This window comes from Microbacterium sp. 22303, assembly GCF_052045265.1.
GTDB lineage: Bacteria > Actinomycetota > Actinomycetes > Actinomycetales > Microbacteriaceae > Microbacterium.
Genome location: NZ_JBQEOQ010000001.1, coordinates 168,781 through 184,181, shown reverse-complemented (window position 1 = coordinate 184,181; position 15,401 = coordinate 168,781). Strand labels below are relative to the sequence as shown.

The following is a 15,401-nucleotide window of genomic DNA, read 5'->3' as shown; positions in this document are numbered from 1 at the left end:
CGAAAACTGCCCAACCGGTGGCTGAGCCTGTCGAAGTCTTACTCGGCAGCTGCGACGATGTTGACGACCTTGCGGCCGCCCTTCGCGCCGAACTCGACCGCACCGGCGGCGAGGGCGAACAGCGTGTCGTCGCCGCCACGGCCGACGTTCACGCCGGGGTGGAAGTGCGTGCCGCGCTGACGGACGAGGATCTCGCCGGCGCTGACGGTCTGGCCGCCGAAGCGCTTCACGCCGAGTCGCTGTGCGTTGGAGTCACGACCGTTGCGGGTCGAGCTCGCACCCTTTTTGTGTGCCATTTCTCAGCTCCTCTTCGTGCTTACTTGATGCCGGTGATCTTGACGCGCGTGAGGTCCTGACGGTGCCCCTGGCGCTTCTTGTAACCGGTCTTGTTCTTGAACTTCTGGATGACGATCTTCGGGCCACGGAGGTGGCTGACGACCTCTGCGGTGACCTTGACCTTCGCGAGCTTGTCGGCGTCGGTGGTGATCTTGTCACCGTCGACGAGGAGCACCGCGGCCAGCTCGACCTTGTCGCCCTGGGCCGCCTTCAGACGGTCGAGCTGAACGATCGTGCCGACCTCGACCTTCTCCTGGCGTCCACCGGCGCGCACTACTGCGTAAACCACTTCATACCTGTTTCGTTGGGGAGCGGGACCGCTCCGTAATCTCACGGGAAGACTGTGCGTGCATCGCGCCACAGCAGAGGGATCCGCAGTGGCGGGCGCGAGTTGCATGATCCCGCGGCGGCCGAGTGGGGCGTCCGGCGCGGTGCACCAAGGAGCTACTTTACCGGATGCGCCCTCCCCTCGCAAAGCGAGCGCGACCGTGTCGGGATCCGGATCGGATCGTGGGATCCGGATCCGCCTCCACGACCCTCCCTGCGCTCTAGGATCGCGGAATGGCGATCTTCGTGGACGACCCGATCTGGCCGGCGCACGGCCGCCTGTGGGCGCACATGGTCAGCGACGCCAGCGTCGCCGAGCTGCACGCGTTCGCCGCCCGGCACGACATCCCCCGCCGGGCGTTCGATCTGGACCATTACGACGTCCCCGCGGACGCTCTGGACCGGCTCGTCGCAGGCGGGGCGAAGCGCGTGGGCGGCAAGGAGCTCACCCGCCGGCTGATCGCCTCGGGGCTGAGGGTCCCGGCCCGCGACCGAACCGGCGGGCACGACCACGGCACGAGGGTCGCACGATGACCTCGAGCAGGCTGGAAGCGTTCAGCGACGGGGTGCTCGCGATCATCATCACCGTGATGGTGCTCGGACTCGCCGTGCCGAAGGGGACGACCTGGACGGACCTGGTGCACACCTCCGGCCTGGGCCTGCTCACCTACCTGCTGAGCTTCGTCTACGTCGGGATCTACTGGAGCAACCACCATCACCTTTTCCAGCTGCGCCCCGCCGTGAACGGCGCTGTGCTCTGGGCCAACCTGCACCTGCTGCTCTGGCTGTCGCTGTACCCGTTCACGACCGCCTGGCTGACCGAGACCCGCGTCGCCCAGGTGCCGACGATCGTCTACGGCCTCAATCTGCTCGGCGCCGCTCTCGCGTACACGATCCTGCAGCGGACGATCGCACGCCAGCCCGGCGGAGACAGGATCCGCGAGGCATTCGGGCACGACGTGAAGGGCATCGTCTCACCGCTGCTCTACCTGAGCGGTCTGGGCCTGTCGTTCGTCGTGCCGTGGCTGGGCCTGATCCCCTACGTCATCGTCGCCCTGATCTGGCTGGCGCCGGACCGGCGCGTGGAGCGATACCTGTCCTCGCACACGGGCGACGCCGCAGGCCGGCCCCCCGAAGACGAAGAGGACCCGGCGCCGTAGCGCCGAGTCCTCTCACGTGATCCTGCGGGGGCGGGTCAGCCCTGTTCCGCCTGCGGCGCGGCCTCGGTCGTGTGCACGACCGCGGTGCCCGCGGAAAGCCCGGCGGTGCTCACTCGGCGGCGGCTGCGGCCCTGCCCCGGCGCCTTCGGCTCGGGAAGCGCGTCCAGCACCGAGTCGAGCAGCTGCTCCGCCTCCGTCTTGGGCGCCTTGACACGGTCGGAACCGCGCTTCTTGCGCGGCTTCTTGGGCCGCTCCTGTCCGGTGCGCTCGGCCGAAGCATCCGTCGCCGGCTCGGCCGTGGCGTCACCGGCGACCGGGGGCGTCTCCCCCGCGGCACGGCTGGACGCGGCGATCTGTGCGAGAGCGGACTTCGCGCCCTCCGTGATGACGTGCGTGCCGCCGTTCGCGGGCGCCGCCGACGCGGTCGGGGCGGTACCGTTGCCGCCGCCGCTGGAGACCGCGCTCCCGCCGCGCTGGCGACGGTTGGAGCTCTGCTGGGGGGCCGCCGCACGGTGCTTCACGACCGGGTCGTGGTGCACGATCACGCCACGGCCGGCGCAGACCTCGCAGGGCTCGCTGAAGGTCTCCAGCAGGCCGAGGCCGAGCTTCTTGCGGGTCATCTGGACGAGGCCGAGCGAGGTGACCTCGGCCACCTGGTGCTTCGTGCGGTCGCGGCTCAGGCACTCCACGAGGCGCCGCAGCACGAGGTCGCGGTTGGACTCGAGCACCATATCGATGAAGTCGACGACGATGATGCCGCCGATGTCGCGCAGGCGCAGCTGGCGGACGATCTCCTCCGCGGCCTCGAGGTTGTTCTTGGTGACCGTCTCCTCGAGGTTTCCGCCCGAGCCGACGAACTTGCCGGTGTTGACGTCGACGACGGTCATGGCCTCGGTGCGGTCGATCACGAGCGATCCGCCCGACGGCAGCCACACCTTGCGGTCCAGTGCCTTCTCGATCTGCTCGGTCACGCGGAACACGTCGAACGGATCGCGGACGTCCTCGTACGCCTCGACCCGGTCGAGCAGGTCGGGGGCGACGCTCTCCAGGTACGTGCGGATGGTGTGGCCCGCGTCGGCACCCTGGATCCGCATCCGGGTGAAGTCCTCGTTGAAGACGTCGCGGACGATCTTGACCAGGAGGTCCGGCTCGGCGTGCAGCAGCGCGGGTGCCTGCTGGCTCTCGACCTGCTTCTGGATGTAGCTCCACTGCGCGGTGAGGCGCTGCACGTCGTTGGTGAGCTGCTCCTCGGTGGCTCCTTCGGCCGCCGTGCGCACGATCACACCGCTGGACTCCGGGAGCACCTCCTTGAGGATGCGCTTGAGCCGGGCACGCTCGGTGTCGGGCAGCTTGCGCGAGATGCCGTTCATGGATCCGTTCGGCACGTACACGAGGTAGCGGCCGGGCAGCGAGATCTGGCTGGTGAGGCGGGCGCCCTTGTGACCCACCGGGTCCTTGGTCACCTGCACGAGGACCCGGTCGCCGGCCTTGAGAGCGAGCTCGATGCGACGCGGCTGGTTGCCGGTCTCGACACCGTCCCAGTCCACCTCGCCGGAGTACAGCACGGCGTTGCGACCGCGACCGATGTCGACGAAGGCGGCCTCCATGCTGGGCAGCACGTTCTGCACGCGGCCCAGGTACACGTTGCCGATGAGGGATGCGTCCTGGTTGCGAGCGACGTAGTGCTCGACGAGCACGTTGTCCTCGAGCACGGCGATCTGGGTGCGGCCGTTCTTGGAGCGCACGATCATCTCGCGGTCGACGGCCTCGCGGCGGGCGAGGAACTCGGCTTCGGTGACGACGGGACGGCGACGGCCGGCGTCGCGACCGTCGCGACGGCGCTGCTTCTTGGCCTCGAGCCGGGTGGATCCCTTGATCGCCTTCGGCTCTGTGATGTACTCGACGACCCGCTGGCGCTGGCGCGGCTGCTCTGAGTCTCCGCGGCCGCGCGAACGACGTCCGAAGGAGTCCTCGGCGTCGTTGTCGTCCCGCGACTCGCGGACGTCGCGCGCGCTGCGGGAGGAACGGGCCGGGAGCGGGACGATCGTGGGGGCGTGGAAGTGCAGCTGCGTCGAGACGCGCGACACGAAGACCTCGGGCAGCAGGCCCAGGCTCACCGCGGTGACGGCCTCCGGCACGGCATCCACGACGGACTCCACGTCCGCGGCGACCACGGCGACAGAATCGGTCGCGGCACCAGCGGTCGGCTGCGCGCCGGCGCCTGAGTCCTCGGCCTCGCCGTCCGCTGCGGGCTCGGCCTCGGCGGGTGCGGTCTCGATCAGCTCCGCGTCGGCCTGGTCGCCGTCAGCTGCGTCGGGCTGCTCGCTGTCCGCTGCGTCAGCTGCGGCCACGGCCTCATCGGGGCTCTCGGCCTCGGCGGCCACGATCGCGTCTTCGACAGGCGCGTCGGCGGATGTCGCGTCCTCGTCGGTCGATGCGGGCGTCGGCTCCGCGGGCTCGGGAGCTACCGGCGCCTGCAGCGCGTCGAGATCGAGGGTAGGGGCGTTGTCATTGTTCTCGTCGGCCATCTCTGGCGTACTCCCTGCACGGCGGCCAGGCCGCCGTGAATTCTCTCGTGCGACACGCTCGGCGCCGCGAACTCAATCGGTCTGCGATCGGCATGTGCTCTGATCGCTGGGAGCCGGAGCCCCCGAAGTCTGTATCCGTCGGCCGCCATCACGGCGACTCGACCCCTCCATTATCGCACCATCGCGACGATATGCCCGCCTCGACGCGAATCGATGCCTGCGCATGCATCCCGCACAGAACGTCGACTGCCATAATCGCGGCATGTCCGCACAGCGCACCCGTCCCGTCGGCTACGCCATCTGGCTCATCGTCGCGAGCGTCGTCGGGTGGTGGGCCGCCTTCCAGCTCACCCTCGACAAATTCGCCACTCTGGAGAACCCGACCGCCGACCTCAGCTGCAACGTGAGCGTATTCGTGCAGTGCGGGAAGAACCTGGAGTCCTGGCAGGGCTCGGTGTTCGGCTTCCCGAACCCGCTCATCGGGCTCACCGGCTGGATGGCCCCGCTCGTCGTCGGTGTGGCGATCCTCGCCGGCGCCCGGTTCCCGCGATGGTTCTGGGCGCTCTTCGGCCTGGGCATCACCGGCGCCTTCGTGTTCATCGCGTGGCTGATCGGACAGAGCTTCTTCGACCTGCACACGCTCTGCCCCTGGTGCGGCCTGACGTATCTGGTCGTGATCCCCACGTTCCTGGCCACCATGCAGCAGCTCTTCGCCAACGGGACGTTCCCGATCAGCCGGAGTGCCCAGGATGCCGCGCGCCGTCTCGGGTCCTGGGTGCCGCTCGCGTCGATCCTGGCGTTCGCGGTCGTGGTGCTGCTCGCCCAGGTCGCCGGCGTCGACCTGATCGGCGAGGTCGTGCGGATGTTCTGAGGCGGATCCGGAATCACGGATCCGTGCGGCCCCCCGATCCCTCACGCAGAAAGCCCCGGCCCTCTCACGGAGAGGACCGGGGCTTTCACGTCGATGGATGCGCCGGGGTCAGCCGAACCAGATGCCGAGCTCGCGCGCGGCCGACTCGGGCGAGTCGGAGCCGTGCACGAGGTTCTGCTGCACCTTCAGGCCCCAGTCGCGACCGAAGTCGCCGCGGATCGTGCCGGGAGCGGCGGTGGTCGGGTCAGTGGTGCCGGCCAGCGAGCGGAAGCCCTCGATGACGCGGTTGCCGGCGAGGCGGATCGCCACGGAGGGGCCCGAGAGCATGAACTCGAGCAGCGGCTCGTAGAACGGCTTGCCCTCGTGCTCGGCGTAGTGCGCGGCGAGGAGGTCGCGGTCGGGGTCGACCAGGCGGATGTCGACGAGGGCGTATCCCTTCGCCTCGATGCGGGCGAGGATCGCGCCGGTGAGGCCGCGCGCGACGCCGTCGGGCTTGACCAGGACGAGGGTCTCTTCGGTGGGCATGTCAGTCACTCTCTGTCGTCTTTCCAGCGGTGTCGGTGGAGGAAGTGGGGGTGGTGGGATGCGCGAGGCGGGCAGAGGCGGCGGCACGGTCCGCGCGTCCGCCGACGATCATCGCGTAGGCCCACATGCCGCCGAAGACGATCGCGACCAGCAGGATCGCGGGCACCAGGATGGCGGACAGCAGGACGATGACCTGCAGGATCCATCCCATCACGATTCCGGCTCTGCTGCCCATCAGCCCCGCAGCGACGAGCATCGCGACGCCGACCACAGCGCCACCCACGATGCCCCACCACGGCTCGATGTCGGGGCCGAGCGCCTTCAGCCCGTAGACGGTGAGGCCTGCCAGGCCCACGACGATCGCCTCGAACGCGAGGATGATCGACCCGAGCTTCTGCGCGAGTCCCCGCGGCTTCCGGGCGCGGCGGGGACTCGCGGCACGGGGCGCGGTCGCGGAGTCGTCGGTCACGCGCGCCATCCGCTCTTCCAGTCCTCATCGGCCGCGAGCGAGATCGCCTCACCGGCGAGCACGACGGACCCGGCGATGATCACCGCGCGGCGGTCGGCCGAGGCGGCCCATTCGCGCGCGGCGTCCGCGGCATCGGCCAGGGTGGGATGCACCGTGGCCCGGCCTCCGGCCCGCTCCACCAGATCGGCGATGGCGTCGGGCTCGCTCGCCCGCTCGGAGTCGGGAGCGGTCGCGAAAACGTGCTCGACCGACGGCAGCAGCGTCTCGACGATGCCCGCCGCGTCCTTGTCGCCGAGCACGCCGAGCACGAGGCCCCACTCGTCGAAATCGAAGCTGTCCTTCAGCGCGGCCGCGAGGGCGCGGGCGCCGTGCGGGTTGTGCGCCGCATCCACGACCACGGTCGGCGCGATCCCCAGCAACTGCAGGCGGCCGGGTGAGGTCGCGCCCTGCAGCCCCTCCGCGAGCACGTCGCCGACGATCGCATGCTGCGCTCCCCCGATGAGCGACTCGACGGCCGCGATCGCGAGAGCCGCGTTGAACCCCTGGTGCTCGCCGTACATCGGCAGGTACTCCTCGGAGTACTGCCCCGCCAGGCCCCGCACTGTGATCTGCTGGCCGCCGACGGCGAGGCGCTGCTCGACGAGGGCGAAGTCCTGGCCTTCGAACGCGATGCTCGCGCCGCGCTCGGCCGCGACGCGCCGCAGCACCGCCTCGGCGTCGGGTGTCTGCCGCGAGGAGACCACGGCCGCGCCGTCCTTGATGATCCCGGCCTTCACCTCGGCGATCTTCGCGATGGTGTCACCGAGGCGGTCGGCGTGATCGAGGTCGATCGGCGTGAACACCGCGACGTCGCCGTCGGCCGTGTTCGTGGAGTCCCAGGATCCGCCCATGCCGACTTCGAGCACGAGCACGTCGATGGGCGCATCCGCGCACGCCACGAAGGCGAGCACCGTGAGCAGCTCGAAGAAGGTCAGGGGTGCGTCGCCCGAGGCCTCGAGCTCGGCGTCGACGATGCCGACGAAGGGCTCGATCTCCTCCCACGCGTCGGCCACGGCGCCGTCGGCGATGGGTTCGCCATCGATCATGATCCGCTCGGTGAAGCGCTCCAGGTGCGGACTCGTGAACAGGCCGGTGCGCAGCCCGTGCGCGCGCAGCAGGCTCTCGATCATCCGCGCGGTCGACGTCTTGCCGTTCGTGCCCGTGAGGTGCACGACGCGGTACGTCTTCTGCGGGTCGTCCATCAGCTCGAGCAGGCGCGCGGTGCGCTCCTTGCGGGGCTGCACCCAGCGTTCCCCCGCGCGCTCCAGCAACGCGGAGTAGACGGCGTCTGCGCGCTCTCGATCGTCGGTCACGATGCGTCTCCGATCCGGCTCACGGCGACGGCGAATCCGCCGCGGTTGGCGTAGGTGCCCGCCTCGATGTCGGCCACGAACTCCGCCACGGCGAACTCCGCGCCCGCTTCCAGGACGTCCGCCTCGACCGCGAGCGTCTCCTCGGCGACCCCGGCGACGCCGAACGCGCTGCGAACCGCCGCGCCGTCCTCGGCGTCGGTGAAGCGCAGCTGCAGGCGGATGCGGTCGCTCACGTCGAACCCGGCGTTCTTGCGGGTGTCCTGCACGGCGCGGATCACGTCGCGGGCCAGGCCCTCCGCCTCGAGTTCGGGCGTGGCGGCGGTGTCGAGCAGCACGAAACCACCGGTCGGGACGACGGCCAGCGCCTCGCCCTCGGGACGCCCGGAGGTCTCCAGCGCCAGCTCGTACTCGTGCGGCTCCAGCGCGATGCCGTCCGCCGTCACCACGCCGGACTCCTCGGTCCAGAAGCCGTCCTTCGCGGCGCGGATGACGCGCTGCACCTCCTTGCCGAGGCGCGGACCGGCGGCTCGGGCGTTGACGCTGAGGCGGTGGCTGATGCCGTACTCCGCCGCGGTGCCGTCGCCCTGGGCCACGAGCTCGACCGCCTTGACGTTGAGCTCGTCTCGGAGGATGTCCTCGAACGGGGCCAGCGCAGCCGCATGCGGTGAGACGACGGTGAAGCGGGCCAGCGGCAGGCGCACGCGCAGCTTCTCCTTCTTGCGCAGCGCATTGCCGACGCTGGAGAGCTCGCGCACCGCATCCATCGCGTCGCGCACGTCGTCGGCGTGCGGGAACAGTTCGGCGTCGGGCCAGTCCGTCAGGTGCACGCTGCGTCCGCCGGTGAGGCCCTGCCACACGCGTTCGCCGATGAGCGGCACGAGGGGCGCCGCCACACGGGTCAGCGTCTCCAGCACCGTGAAGAGCGTGTCGAAGGCCTCGGTCGTCGTCGGGTCGTTCGCATCCACCCCCACCCAGAACCGGTCGCGCGAACGGCGGATGTACCAGTTCGTGAGCACCTCGGCGAACTCGCGCAGACGCGCGGCGGCCGTCGTCGAGTCGAGGCTCTCGAGGTCCTCCTGCACGCCACGCACGAGGTCACCCGTACGCGCCAGGATGTAGCGGTCGAGCACGTCCGTCGAGTCCGTGCGCCAGCGCGCCTCATAACCCGATCCGTCGGGTCCGGCGGCGGCGTTCGCGTACGTCGCGAAGAAGTACCACGAGTTCCACAGCGGAAGGATGAACTCGCGCACGCCGGCGCGGATCCCCTCCTCCGTCACCGAGAGGTTGCCGCCGCGCAGCACCGAGCTCGACATCAGGAACCAGCGCATCGCGTCGGATCCGTCGCGCTCGAGCACCTCGGAGACGTCCGGGTAGTTGCGCAGCGACTTCGACATCTTGTTCCCGTCGGAGCCGAGCACGATGCCGTGGCAGCTCACGCCCGTGAACGCCGGGCGGTCGAACAGCGCGGTCGACAGCGCGTGCATCACATAGAACCAGCCCCGGGTCTGCCCGATGTACTCGACGATGAAGTCGGCTGGCGAGTGCGAGTCGAACCACTCCTGGTTCTCGAACGGATAGTGCACCTGCGCGAAGGGCATGGATCCGGAGTCGAACCACACGTCGAAGACGTCCTCGATGCGGCGCATCGTGCTCCGCCCGGTCGGGTCGTCGGGGTTCGGTCGAGTCAGCTCGTCGATGTACGGGCGGTGCAGATCGACCTCGCCCTCGGCGTTGCGCGGCAGGCGCCCGAAGTCGCGCTCCATGTCGGCAAGGGATCCGTAGGCGTCGACACGCGGGTACTCGGGGTCGTCGCTCTTCCAGATCGGGATCGGGGATCCCCAGTACCGGTTGCGGCTGATCGACCAGTCGCGCGCGCCCTCGAGCCACTTGCCGAACTGGCCGTGCTTGACGTTCTCCGGCGCCCAGGTGATCTGCTCGTTGTTCGCGAGCATCTCGTCCTTGAACTCGGTCACGCGCACGAACCAGCTCGAGACCGCCTTGTAGATGAGGGGGTTCCGGCAGCGCCAGCAGTGCGGGTACGAGTGCAGGTAGCTCTGCAGGCGCAGCAGCCGGCCGTTCGCGCGGAGCAGCCGGACGAGCGGGGTGTTGGCGTCCATCCACAGCTCGCCGGCGACGTCCGTGACGTTCGACAGGAAGCGCCCGCCCTCGTCGAGCGACAGGATGGTGGGGATCCCGGCCGCACCCGCGACGCGCTGGTCGTCCTCACCGTAGGCGGGCGCCTGGTGCACGATGCCGGTGCCGTCGCTGGTGGTGACGTAGTCGTCGACGAGGATCTGCCAGGCGTTCTCGGTGCCCCAGGTCTCGGCGTCGGCGTAGTAGTCGAAGAGACGGTCGTAGCGGACGCCGCCCAGGTCCGCGCCGGTCGCCGTCGAGGAGACCGCGGCGAGCGCGTCCTCGACGCTGTCGTAGCCGAGGTCCTTGGCGTATCCGCCGAGAAGGTCCTTCGCGATCAGGAAGCGGTCGCCCTGAGCGCCCTCGGATGCCCCGTTCGGCCCGACCGGGACGACGTCGTAGACGATCTCCGGCCCGACGGCGAGCGCGAGGTTCGTGGGCAGCGTCCACGGGGTCGTGGTCCACGCCAGCGCCCGGACGCCCTCGAGGCCGAGCGCCGTGGCCTTCTCCCCCGACAGCGGGAAGCTCACGGTGACGGAGGGATCCTGACGCTCCTTGTACACGTCGTCATCCATGCGCAGCTCGTGCGCGCTCAGCGGCGTCTCGTCGCGCCAGCAGTACGGCAGCACGCGGTAGCCTTCGTAGGCGAGGCCCTTCTCGTGCAGGGTCTTGAAGGCCCAGAGCACGCTCTCCATGTAGCTCAGGTCGAGCGTCTTGTAGCCGCGCTCGAAGTCCACCCAACGCGCCTGACGGGTGACGTAGTCCTGCCACTCGTGCGTGTACGTGAGCACGGACTCGCGCGCCTTCGCGTTGAAGACGTCGATGCCCATCTGCTCGATCTCGTCCTTCTCGGTGATCCCGAGCTGCTTCATCGCCTCGAGCTCGGCCGGAAGGCCGTGCGTGTCCCACCCGAACACCCGGTCGACCTTCTTGCCGAGCATGGTCTGGAAGCGCGGGAACAGGTCCTTCGCGTAGCCCGTGAGCAGGTGTCCGTAGTGCGGCAGGCCGTTGGCGAACGGAGGGCCGTCGTAGAAGACCCACTCGTCGGCGCCCTCGCGCTGGGCGATCGAGGCGCGGAAGGTGTCGTCGGCCTCCCAGAACGCGAGCACGTCGCGCTCGATCTCGGGGAAGCGCGGGCTCGGGGTGACGGTCGCTGAGCCGGTCGAAGCGTCGGCGGCGGGGCCGAAGGATCCGGCGGAGGAGGTGCGCGGGTAGGTCATCGTGTCTCGCAGTGTCGGTGGCGGGCGGATGCTGCTGCGAGGACGATTCCCGTGCTGTTCGGCAATGGGGACCGCGGTACCACCTCGCGTGCGGTTCGGTCCCTGAGCCTGTCGAAGGGCCGAACTGCCACTCTCACTGCGGCTGTGACGGGCCTGCCCCGCTCGGTTCTACTGACTTCGGTCGCTGGGCTTGTCGAAGCGTTCTTCCGAGAGCTCCCCGGTGATGGCCGGATCGATGCTCGTACCCTCCAGTCTAACGCCGCCGGATCCGGATCCGCTCCGGCCCGGATCCTGCCCCGGGATCCTCGACTGCTCGCAGGCTCGGCGGCTCGACCGGGATGACGGGCGACAGGCGTGTAGGGCATCGCGCCATGGGCCGCTGTCGGCGACCAGTCCTAGGGTCGTGGCATGGCCCGCAGCACCGAACGTCCCCAGCCGCCCCGCGTCTCACCGCCCGATCTGCCGGACGAGCTCGATGACGCGGTGGGCCGCCGGCACGGCGACCACATCGGACAGCGGATCCCGCTCGCCGAGGATCTCGCGCATGCGCAGTTCGAGCAGTGCTCACTGTCCGGCACCGCGGACCGTGTGGACCTGACCGGGGCGACGTTGCTGGACGTCGAGATCGTGGACGCGCGCACGCCCGTGCTGTCCCTCAAGGATGCGACGATCCGGCGGCTGCGCATCGCGGGCGGCCGGATCGGCACGCTCGATCTGTCCGGCGCGCACGTCGCGGAGCTGATGCTCGAACACGCCCGCATCGACTACCTCTCGCTGGCGGCGACGAAGATCCAGGATTCGCTCATCACCGACTGCACCCTCGCCACCGTCGACATCCCCGCCGCCACGGCCACCCGGGTGCGGTTCGAGCGCTGCCGAGCGGACGAGGTCGACACCCGAGGCCTGAGGGCCGACGCCCTCGATCTGCGCGGGCTCGAGGCCGTGGCATTCGTCGACGTGACCGCGCTGCGCGGCACCACGATGACCGAACGACAGGTCGAGCTGCTGGCTCCCGCGTTCGCGCGCGCAGCAGGGATCGACGTGCAGGACTGACCCTCAGGGAAGGTCAGACGGAGGGGCCCGAGGCCGCCAGCAGCTCCCGCGTGAACGGGTGCTGCGGAGCTCCGAGCACCTGCCCGGCCAGGCCCTGTTCGACGATCGCACCGTCCTGCATGACCAGCAGATCGTCGGCCACGGACGCGATCACCCCGAGGTCATGCGAGACGAGGAGCATGGTCAGCCCGCGATCGCGCTGCAGTCGGTCCAGCAGCGCGAGGATCCGCGTCCGCACAGTGACGTCCAGCGCGGACACCGGTTCGTCGAGCACGAGCACCTCGGGCTCGGCGGCGAGCGCACGGGCGATCGCGGCGCGCTGTCGCTGACCGCCTGACAGCGCGGCGGGGCGCCGTGCGGCGAGCGCCGCAGCCAGACCGACCTCACGCAGCAGGTCGGCCGCGCGTGCCGCCCGCTGCGCGCGAGGAACACACCCGGCCGCGAGCGCCTCCCGCAGCGAGCGCCCGATGGTCCAGCGCGGATCGAAGGCGCCCAGCGGGTTCTGGTGCACGAGCTGGATCCGCGGTCGGCCGCCGCCGGCCCAGGCGACCGTGCCGGTATCGGCGCGCTCGACTCCGATCAGGACGCGGGCCAGCGTCGTCTTCCCGGATCCGGACTCCCCTACCACCCCGAGAGTGCGTCCGCGCTGCAGCACGAACGAGATGTCGCGCAGCACCGGGCGGTCGAAGCTCTTGCCCACCGCAGTGACCGTGGCGAGCACCGGCGCGTCGACGACGGTCGGGGTTCGCGGCGTCGGAGTCGAGGCGAGCACCAACTCGCGCGTGTACGCATCCTTCGGTGCGGCGAGCAGTTCAGACGCGGATCCGCGCTCGACCACGCGTCCGTCCCGGAGCACCACGACGCGGTCGGCGACCCGGCGCACCGCCGCCATGTCGTGGCTGACGAACACGACCGCGGTCCCCTCATCGGCGATCCGGCGCAGCAGCGCCAGCACCCGCGCCTGTACGGTCGCGTCCAGGGCCGTGGTCGGTTCGTCCGCGACCAGCACCACGGGCCCGGCTGCGAGCGCGCTCGCGATGAGGGCACGCTGACGCAGCCCGCCCGACAATTCGTGCGGCCGCTGCCGAGCGCGCCGCACGGGATCCGGCATCGCGACGTCCGTGAGCAGCTCCAGCACGCGTGCGTCCCGCGCCGCACGCGGGAGGGATCCGTGGATCTCCAGCGGCTCGGCGACCTCGGCGCCGATGCGGCGCAGCGGATCCAGGGACACGAGCGCATCCTGCGAGACCAGGGCGATGCGTGCTCCGCGCAGCGTCCGCCAGCCGCGCTCGGGCAACGCCACGGCATCCACACCGTCGACTTCGAGCATCGCCGCCGAGACCGTGGCGTGCTCCGGCAGCAGGCCGAGCAGCGCGCGGACCGTGAGGGACTTGCCCGCCCCCGATTCCCCCACGAGCGCGACGCACTCCCCCGGCGCGACCGTGAACGACACGTCGTCGACGAGGGCACGCCCGTCGATGCGGATCCGCAGGCCCTTCACGCGGAGCGCGGGCGGAAGACCGGGCCCCGGAACTGCCTGCGGCGTCGACCGGGTACCCCCTCCGGCACTCCCGGCGCTCATGCGCGCCTCCCCTCGGCGCGGGCACGCAGCGCGCGTCCGAGGAAGGTCGCCGCCAGCACGGTCAGCGTGATCGCGAGCCCGGGGAACACGGCGATCCACCAGGCCTGGCCGAGCACGTTGCGGCCGCCTGCGAGCATGAGCCCCCACTCCGGCGACGGCTCGGCGGGTCCGAGCCCGAGGAAGCTGAGGCCGGCGGCGGCGAGGATGCTGGATCCGAGCCCGATCGTGGCGAGCACGCTGAGCGCGCCGAGCACACCCGGCGCGACGTGCCGGCGGAACGTCGTGAACGCCCCGACGCCGAGGATGCGCGCCGCCTCCACATGCTCCGCGCGACGCAGCACCTGCGTCTGCGCGCGGGCGAGCCGCACGTACACGGGTATCGCAGCGAGCGTCACACCGATCGCGACGTTCACGGCACCGGGGCCGAGGATCGCGACGACGACCAGGGCCAGCAGGAACTCGGGGAACGCCATCAGCACGTCGTTCGTGCGCATCAGCGCGACGTCAACCGGTCGCGGCGCCACTCCGGCGAGCGACCCGACGATCAGGCCGACCACGAGTGCCAGGCCTGTCGCCAGGACGCCGATGCCGAGCGAGCGCCCGGCCCCGTGCACGACCCTGGCGTACACATCGCGCCCGCTCTGGTCGGTGCCGAACGGGTGCCCCGGACCGGGCGGCAGCAGTGCATCGCGCACATGGGTCTGCAGCGGATCCCCCGGGGCGAGCAGGCCCGGCACGACGGCGGCGAGCACCACCACGGCCAGCACGACCGCGGCGAGCGCGAGAAGGACGCGCCTCAGCAGCCTCATGCGTCCGCCTCCGGGCGCGCGGGAGCGGCCTCGGCCGGGCGTCCGACCGAGGCCCGCAGCCGTGGATCCAGGAACGGCGCCGCCAACTCCACGAGCGTGTTCACGACGACGAAGACGAGAGCGCTGAACAGGATGATCCCGGTGACCACCGGCAGGTCGCGCCCCGTGATCGCCGCCAGCGTCACCCGCCCCAGACCCGGGCGCGCGAACACCGTCTCCACGAGCACCGCACCGCCCAGTAGCGAGCCCACGAGGTACGCGCTGAGGGTCAGCGCTCCGATCGAACCGTGCCGCAGGGTGTGCCTCAGCGTCAGCCGGGCGTGGTCGGCGCCGCGCGCGAGCACCGTCAGCGCCCATGGCTGCCGCTCGGCCGCCTCCACACCGTCGCGCAGCACCTGGCCGAGCAGCGCCGCGACGGGAAGTGCCAAGGTGACCGCCGGCAGCACCAGGCTCGCCCCGGTCCGCGATCCCGCCACCGGGAACCAGCCCAGCCCGAAGGCGAACACCGTCAACAGCAGCAGGCCGATCCAGAACACCGGCGAGGACAGCACGATCAGCTCACCGGTCGCGACGAGCCCGCGAGCGAACCGCCGGCGAGCGATCAGCACCCCGGCGAGCGCGAGCAGCACCGCGATCGCGAGGGCGAGGGCCGTGAGCTGCAGCGTGGCGCCGAGCTGGCGTCCGATCACCTCGCTCACCGGCATCCGCAGCTGATACGACGTACCGAGATCCCCATGCAGCAGATCGGAGAGCATCGACAGATACTGCTGCCAGAGCGGGCGATCCAACCCCATGTCGGCGCGGATCCGATCCTTGACCGCTTCGCTCACCTGGGCCTGCGGGCCGAGCATGACGCTCACCGGGTCACCGGGCAGCACCCGGAAGGCGAGGAAGGACAGCGTCGCCGCCCCCCACAGCACGAGCACGATCGACGCGGCCGCCCCGCCGATCCGGCGCACGACGACGCCGGATCGGCGCACAGACGCGTCCGGCGGCCCTGGTCGATCCCTCACGAGCGGACGATATCGCGAACCGT

The 15,401-nt window shown here is 70.7% G+C and carries 14 protein-coding genes; 4 read left to right on the top strand and 10 right to left on the bottom strand.

Features of this window, described 5'->3' with window-relative positions; all coding sequences use genetic code 11:
- Positions 1-38: 38 nt before the first annotated feature.
- Positions 39-296, bottom strand: coding sequence for a 50S ribosomal protein L27 (rpmA, locus tag ACTJI8_RS00880; protein ID WP_159575753.1), 258 nt, complete (start codon positions 294-296; stop codon positions 39-41).
- Between the two features lie 20 nt (positions 297-316).
- Positions 317-625: a 50S ribosomal protein L21 gene (rplU, locus tag ACTJI8_RS00875; protein WP_233309240.1), complete on the bottom strand. Its 309-nt coding sequence runs from the start codon at positions 623-625 to the stop codon at positions 317-319.
- A gap of 272 nt (positions 626-897) precedes the next feature.
- On the opposite strand from rplU, the gene ACTJI8_RS00870 reads away from it, so the two are divergent.
- Together ACTJI8_RS00870 and ACTJI8_RS00865 are read left to right on the top strand one after the other, a co-directional pair.
- Entirely contained in the window at positions 898-1,197 is a 300-nt protein-coding gene (locus ACTJI8_RS00870; RefSeq protein ID WP_440731538.1) for a DUF4031 domain-containing protein, read from the top strand.
- Complete coding sequence (locus tag ACTJI8_RS00865; RefSeq protein WP_440731537.1) at positions 1,194-1,823, top strand: TMEM175 family protein; 630 nt, start codon at positions 1,194-1,196, stop codon at positions 1,821-1,823. The genes ACTJI8_RS00870 and ACTJI8_RS00865 overlap by 4 nt, the downstream gene beginning before the upstream one ends.
- A 35-nt stretch (positions 1,824-1,858) precedes the next feature.
- Here the strand turns inward: ACTJI8_RS00865 and ACTJI8_RS00860 are convergent, their stop codons facing one another.
- Positions 1,859-4,351 carry an Rne/Rng family ribonuclease gene (locus ACTJI8_RS00860; RefSeq protein WP_440731536.1) on the bottom strand — a complete coding sequence of 831 codons (2,493 nt, stop codon included), beginning with the start codon at positions 4,349-4,351 and terminating at the stop codon, positions 1,859-1,861.
- Between the two features lie 262 nt (positions 4,352-4,613).
- Here ACTJI8_RS00860 and ACTJI8_RS00855 point away from each other — a divergent pair, with 262 nt between their 5' ends.
- Positions 4,614-5,222, top strand: coding sequence for a vitamin K epoxide reductase family protein (locus ACTJI8_RS00855; protein WP_440731535.1), 609 nt, complete (start codon positions 4,614-4,616; stop codon positions 5,220-5,222).
- Positions 5,223-5,330: 108 nt separating this feature from the next.
- On the opposite strand, the gene ndk is transcribed toward ACTJI8_RS00855, so the two are convergent.
- Genes ndk through ileS form a run of 4 tightly spaced genes read right to left on the bottom strand, consistent with a single transcriptional unit; the run spans position 5,331 to position 10,921 of the window.
- The gene (gene ndk / locus ACTJI8_RS00850) at positions 5,331-5,747 is read right to left on the bottom strand and encodes a nucleoside-diphosphate kinase (RefSeq protein ID WP_045272553.1); all 417 of its coding nucleotides are present in this window, start codon (positions 5,745-5,747) and stop codon (positions 5,331-5,333) included.
- Position 5,748: 1 nt separating this feature from the next.
- Positions 5,749-6,216, bottom strand: a complete 468-nt coding sequence (locus tag ACTJI8_RS00845; RefSeq protein WP_440731534.1) for a DUF4233 domain-containing protein — start codon at positions 6,214-6,216, stop codon at positions 5,749-5,751.
- Positions 6,213-7,568: a bifunctional folylpolyglutamate synthase/dihydrofolate synthase gene (locus ACTJI8_RS00840; RefSeq protein ID WP_440731533.1), complete on the bottom strand. Its 1,356-nt coding sequence runs from the start codon at positions 7,566-7,568 to the stop codon at positions 6,213-6,215. Before ACTJI8_RS00840 ends, ACTJI8_RS00845 begins: the two co-directional genes overlap by 4 nt.
- Positions 7,565-10,921, bottom strand: a complete 3,357-nt coding sequence (gene ileS, locus ACTJI8_RS00835) for an isoleucine--tRNA ligase (protein ID WP_440731532.1) — start codon at positions 10,919-10,921, stop codon at positions 7,565-7,567. The genes ACTJI8_RS00840 and ileS overlap by 4 nt, the downstream gene beginning before the upstream one ends.
- A gap of 408 nt (positions 10,922-11,329) precedes the next feature.
- On the opposite strand from ileS, the gene ACTJI8_RS00830 reads away from it, so the two are divergent.
- Positions 11,330-11,974 carry a pentapeptide repeat-containing protein gene (locus tag ACTJI8_RS00830; RefSeq protein WP_440731531.1) on the top strand — a complete coding sequence of 215 codons (645 nt, stop codon included), beginning with the start codon at positions 11,330-11,332 and terminating at the stop codon, positions 11,972-11,974.
- A gap of 13 nt (positions 11,975-11,987) precedes the next feature.
- Here ACTJI8_RS00830 and ACTJI8_RS00825 read toward each other — a convergent pair whose 3' ends face one another.
- Genes ACTJI8_RS00825 through ACTJI8_RS00815 form a run of 3 tightly spaced genes read right to left on the bottom strand, consistent with a single transcriptional unit; the run spans position 11,988 to position 15,378 of the window.
- Positions 11,988-13,556, bottom strand: coding sequence for an ATP-binding cassette domain-containing protein (locus ACTJI8_RS00825; protein ID WP_440731530.1), 1,569 nt, complete (start codon positions 13,554-13,556; stop codon positions 11,988-11,990).
- Positions 13,553-14,365 (bottom strand): ABC transporter permease, encoded by an 813-nt coding sequence (locus ACTJI8_RS00820; RefSeq protein ID WP_440731529.1) that lies wholly within the window; start codon positions 14,363-14,365, stop codon positions 13,553-13,555. Before ACTJI8_RS00820 ends, ACTJI8_RS00825 begins: the two co-directional genes overlap by 4 nt.
- Complete coding sequence (locus ACTJI8_RS00815) at positions 14,362-15,378, bottom strand: ABC transporter permease (protein WP_440731528.1); 1,017 nt, start codon at positions 15,376-15,378, stop codon at positions 14,362-14,364. Before ACTJI8_RS00815 ends, ACTJI8_RS00820 begins: the two co-directional genes overlap by 4 nt.
- Positions 15,379-15,401: the final 23 nt, after the last annotated feature.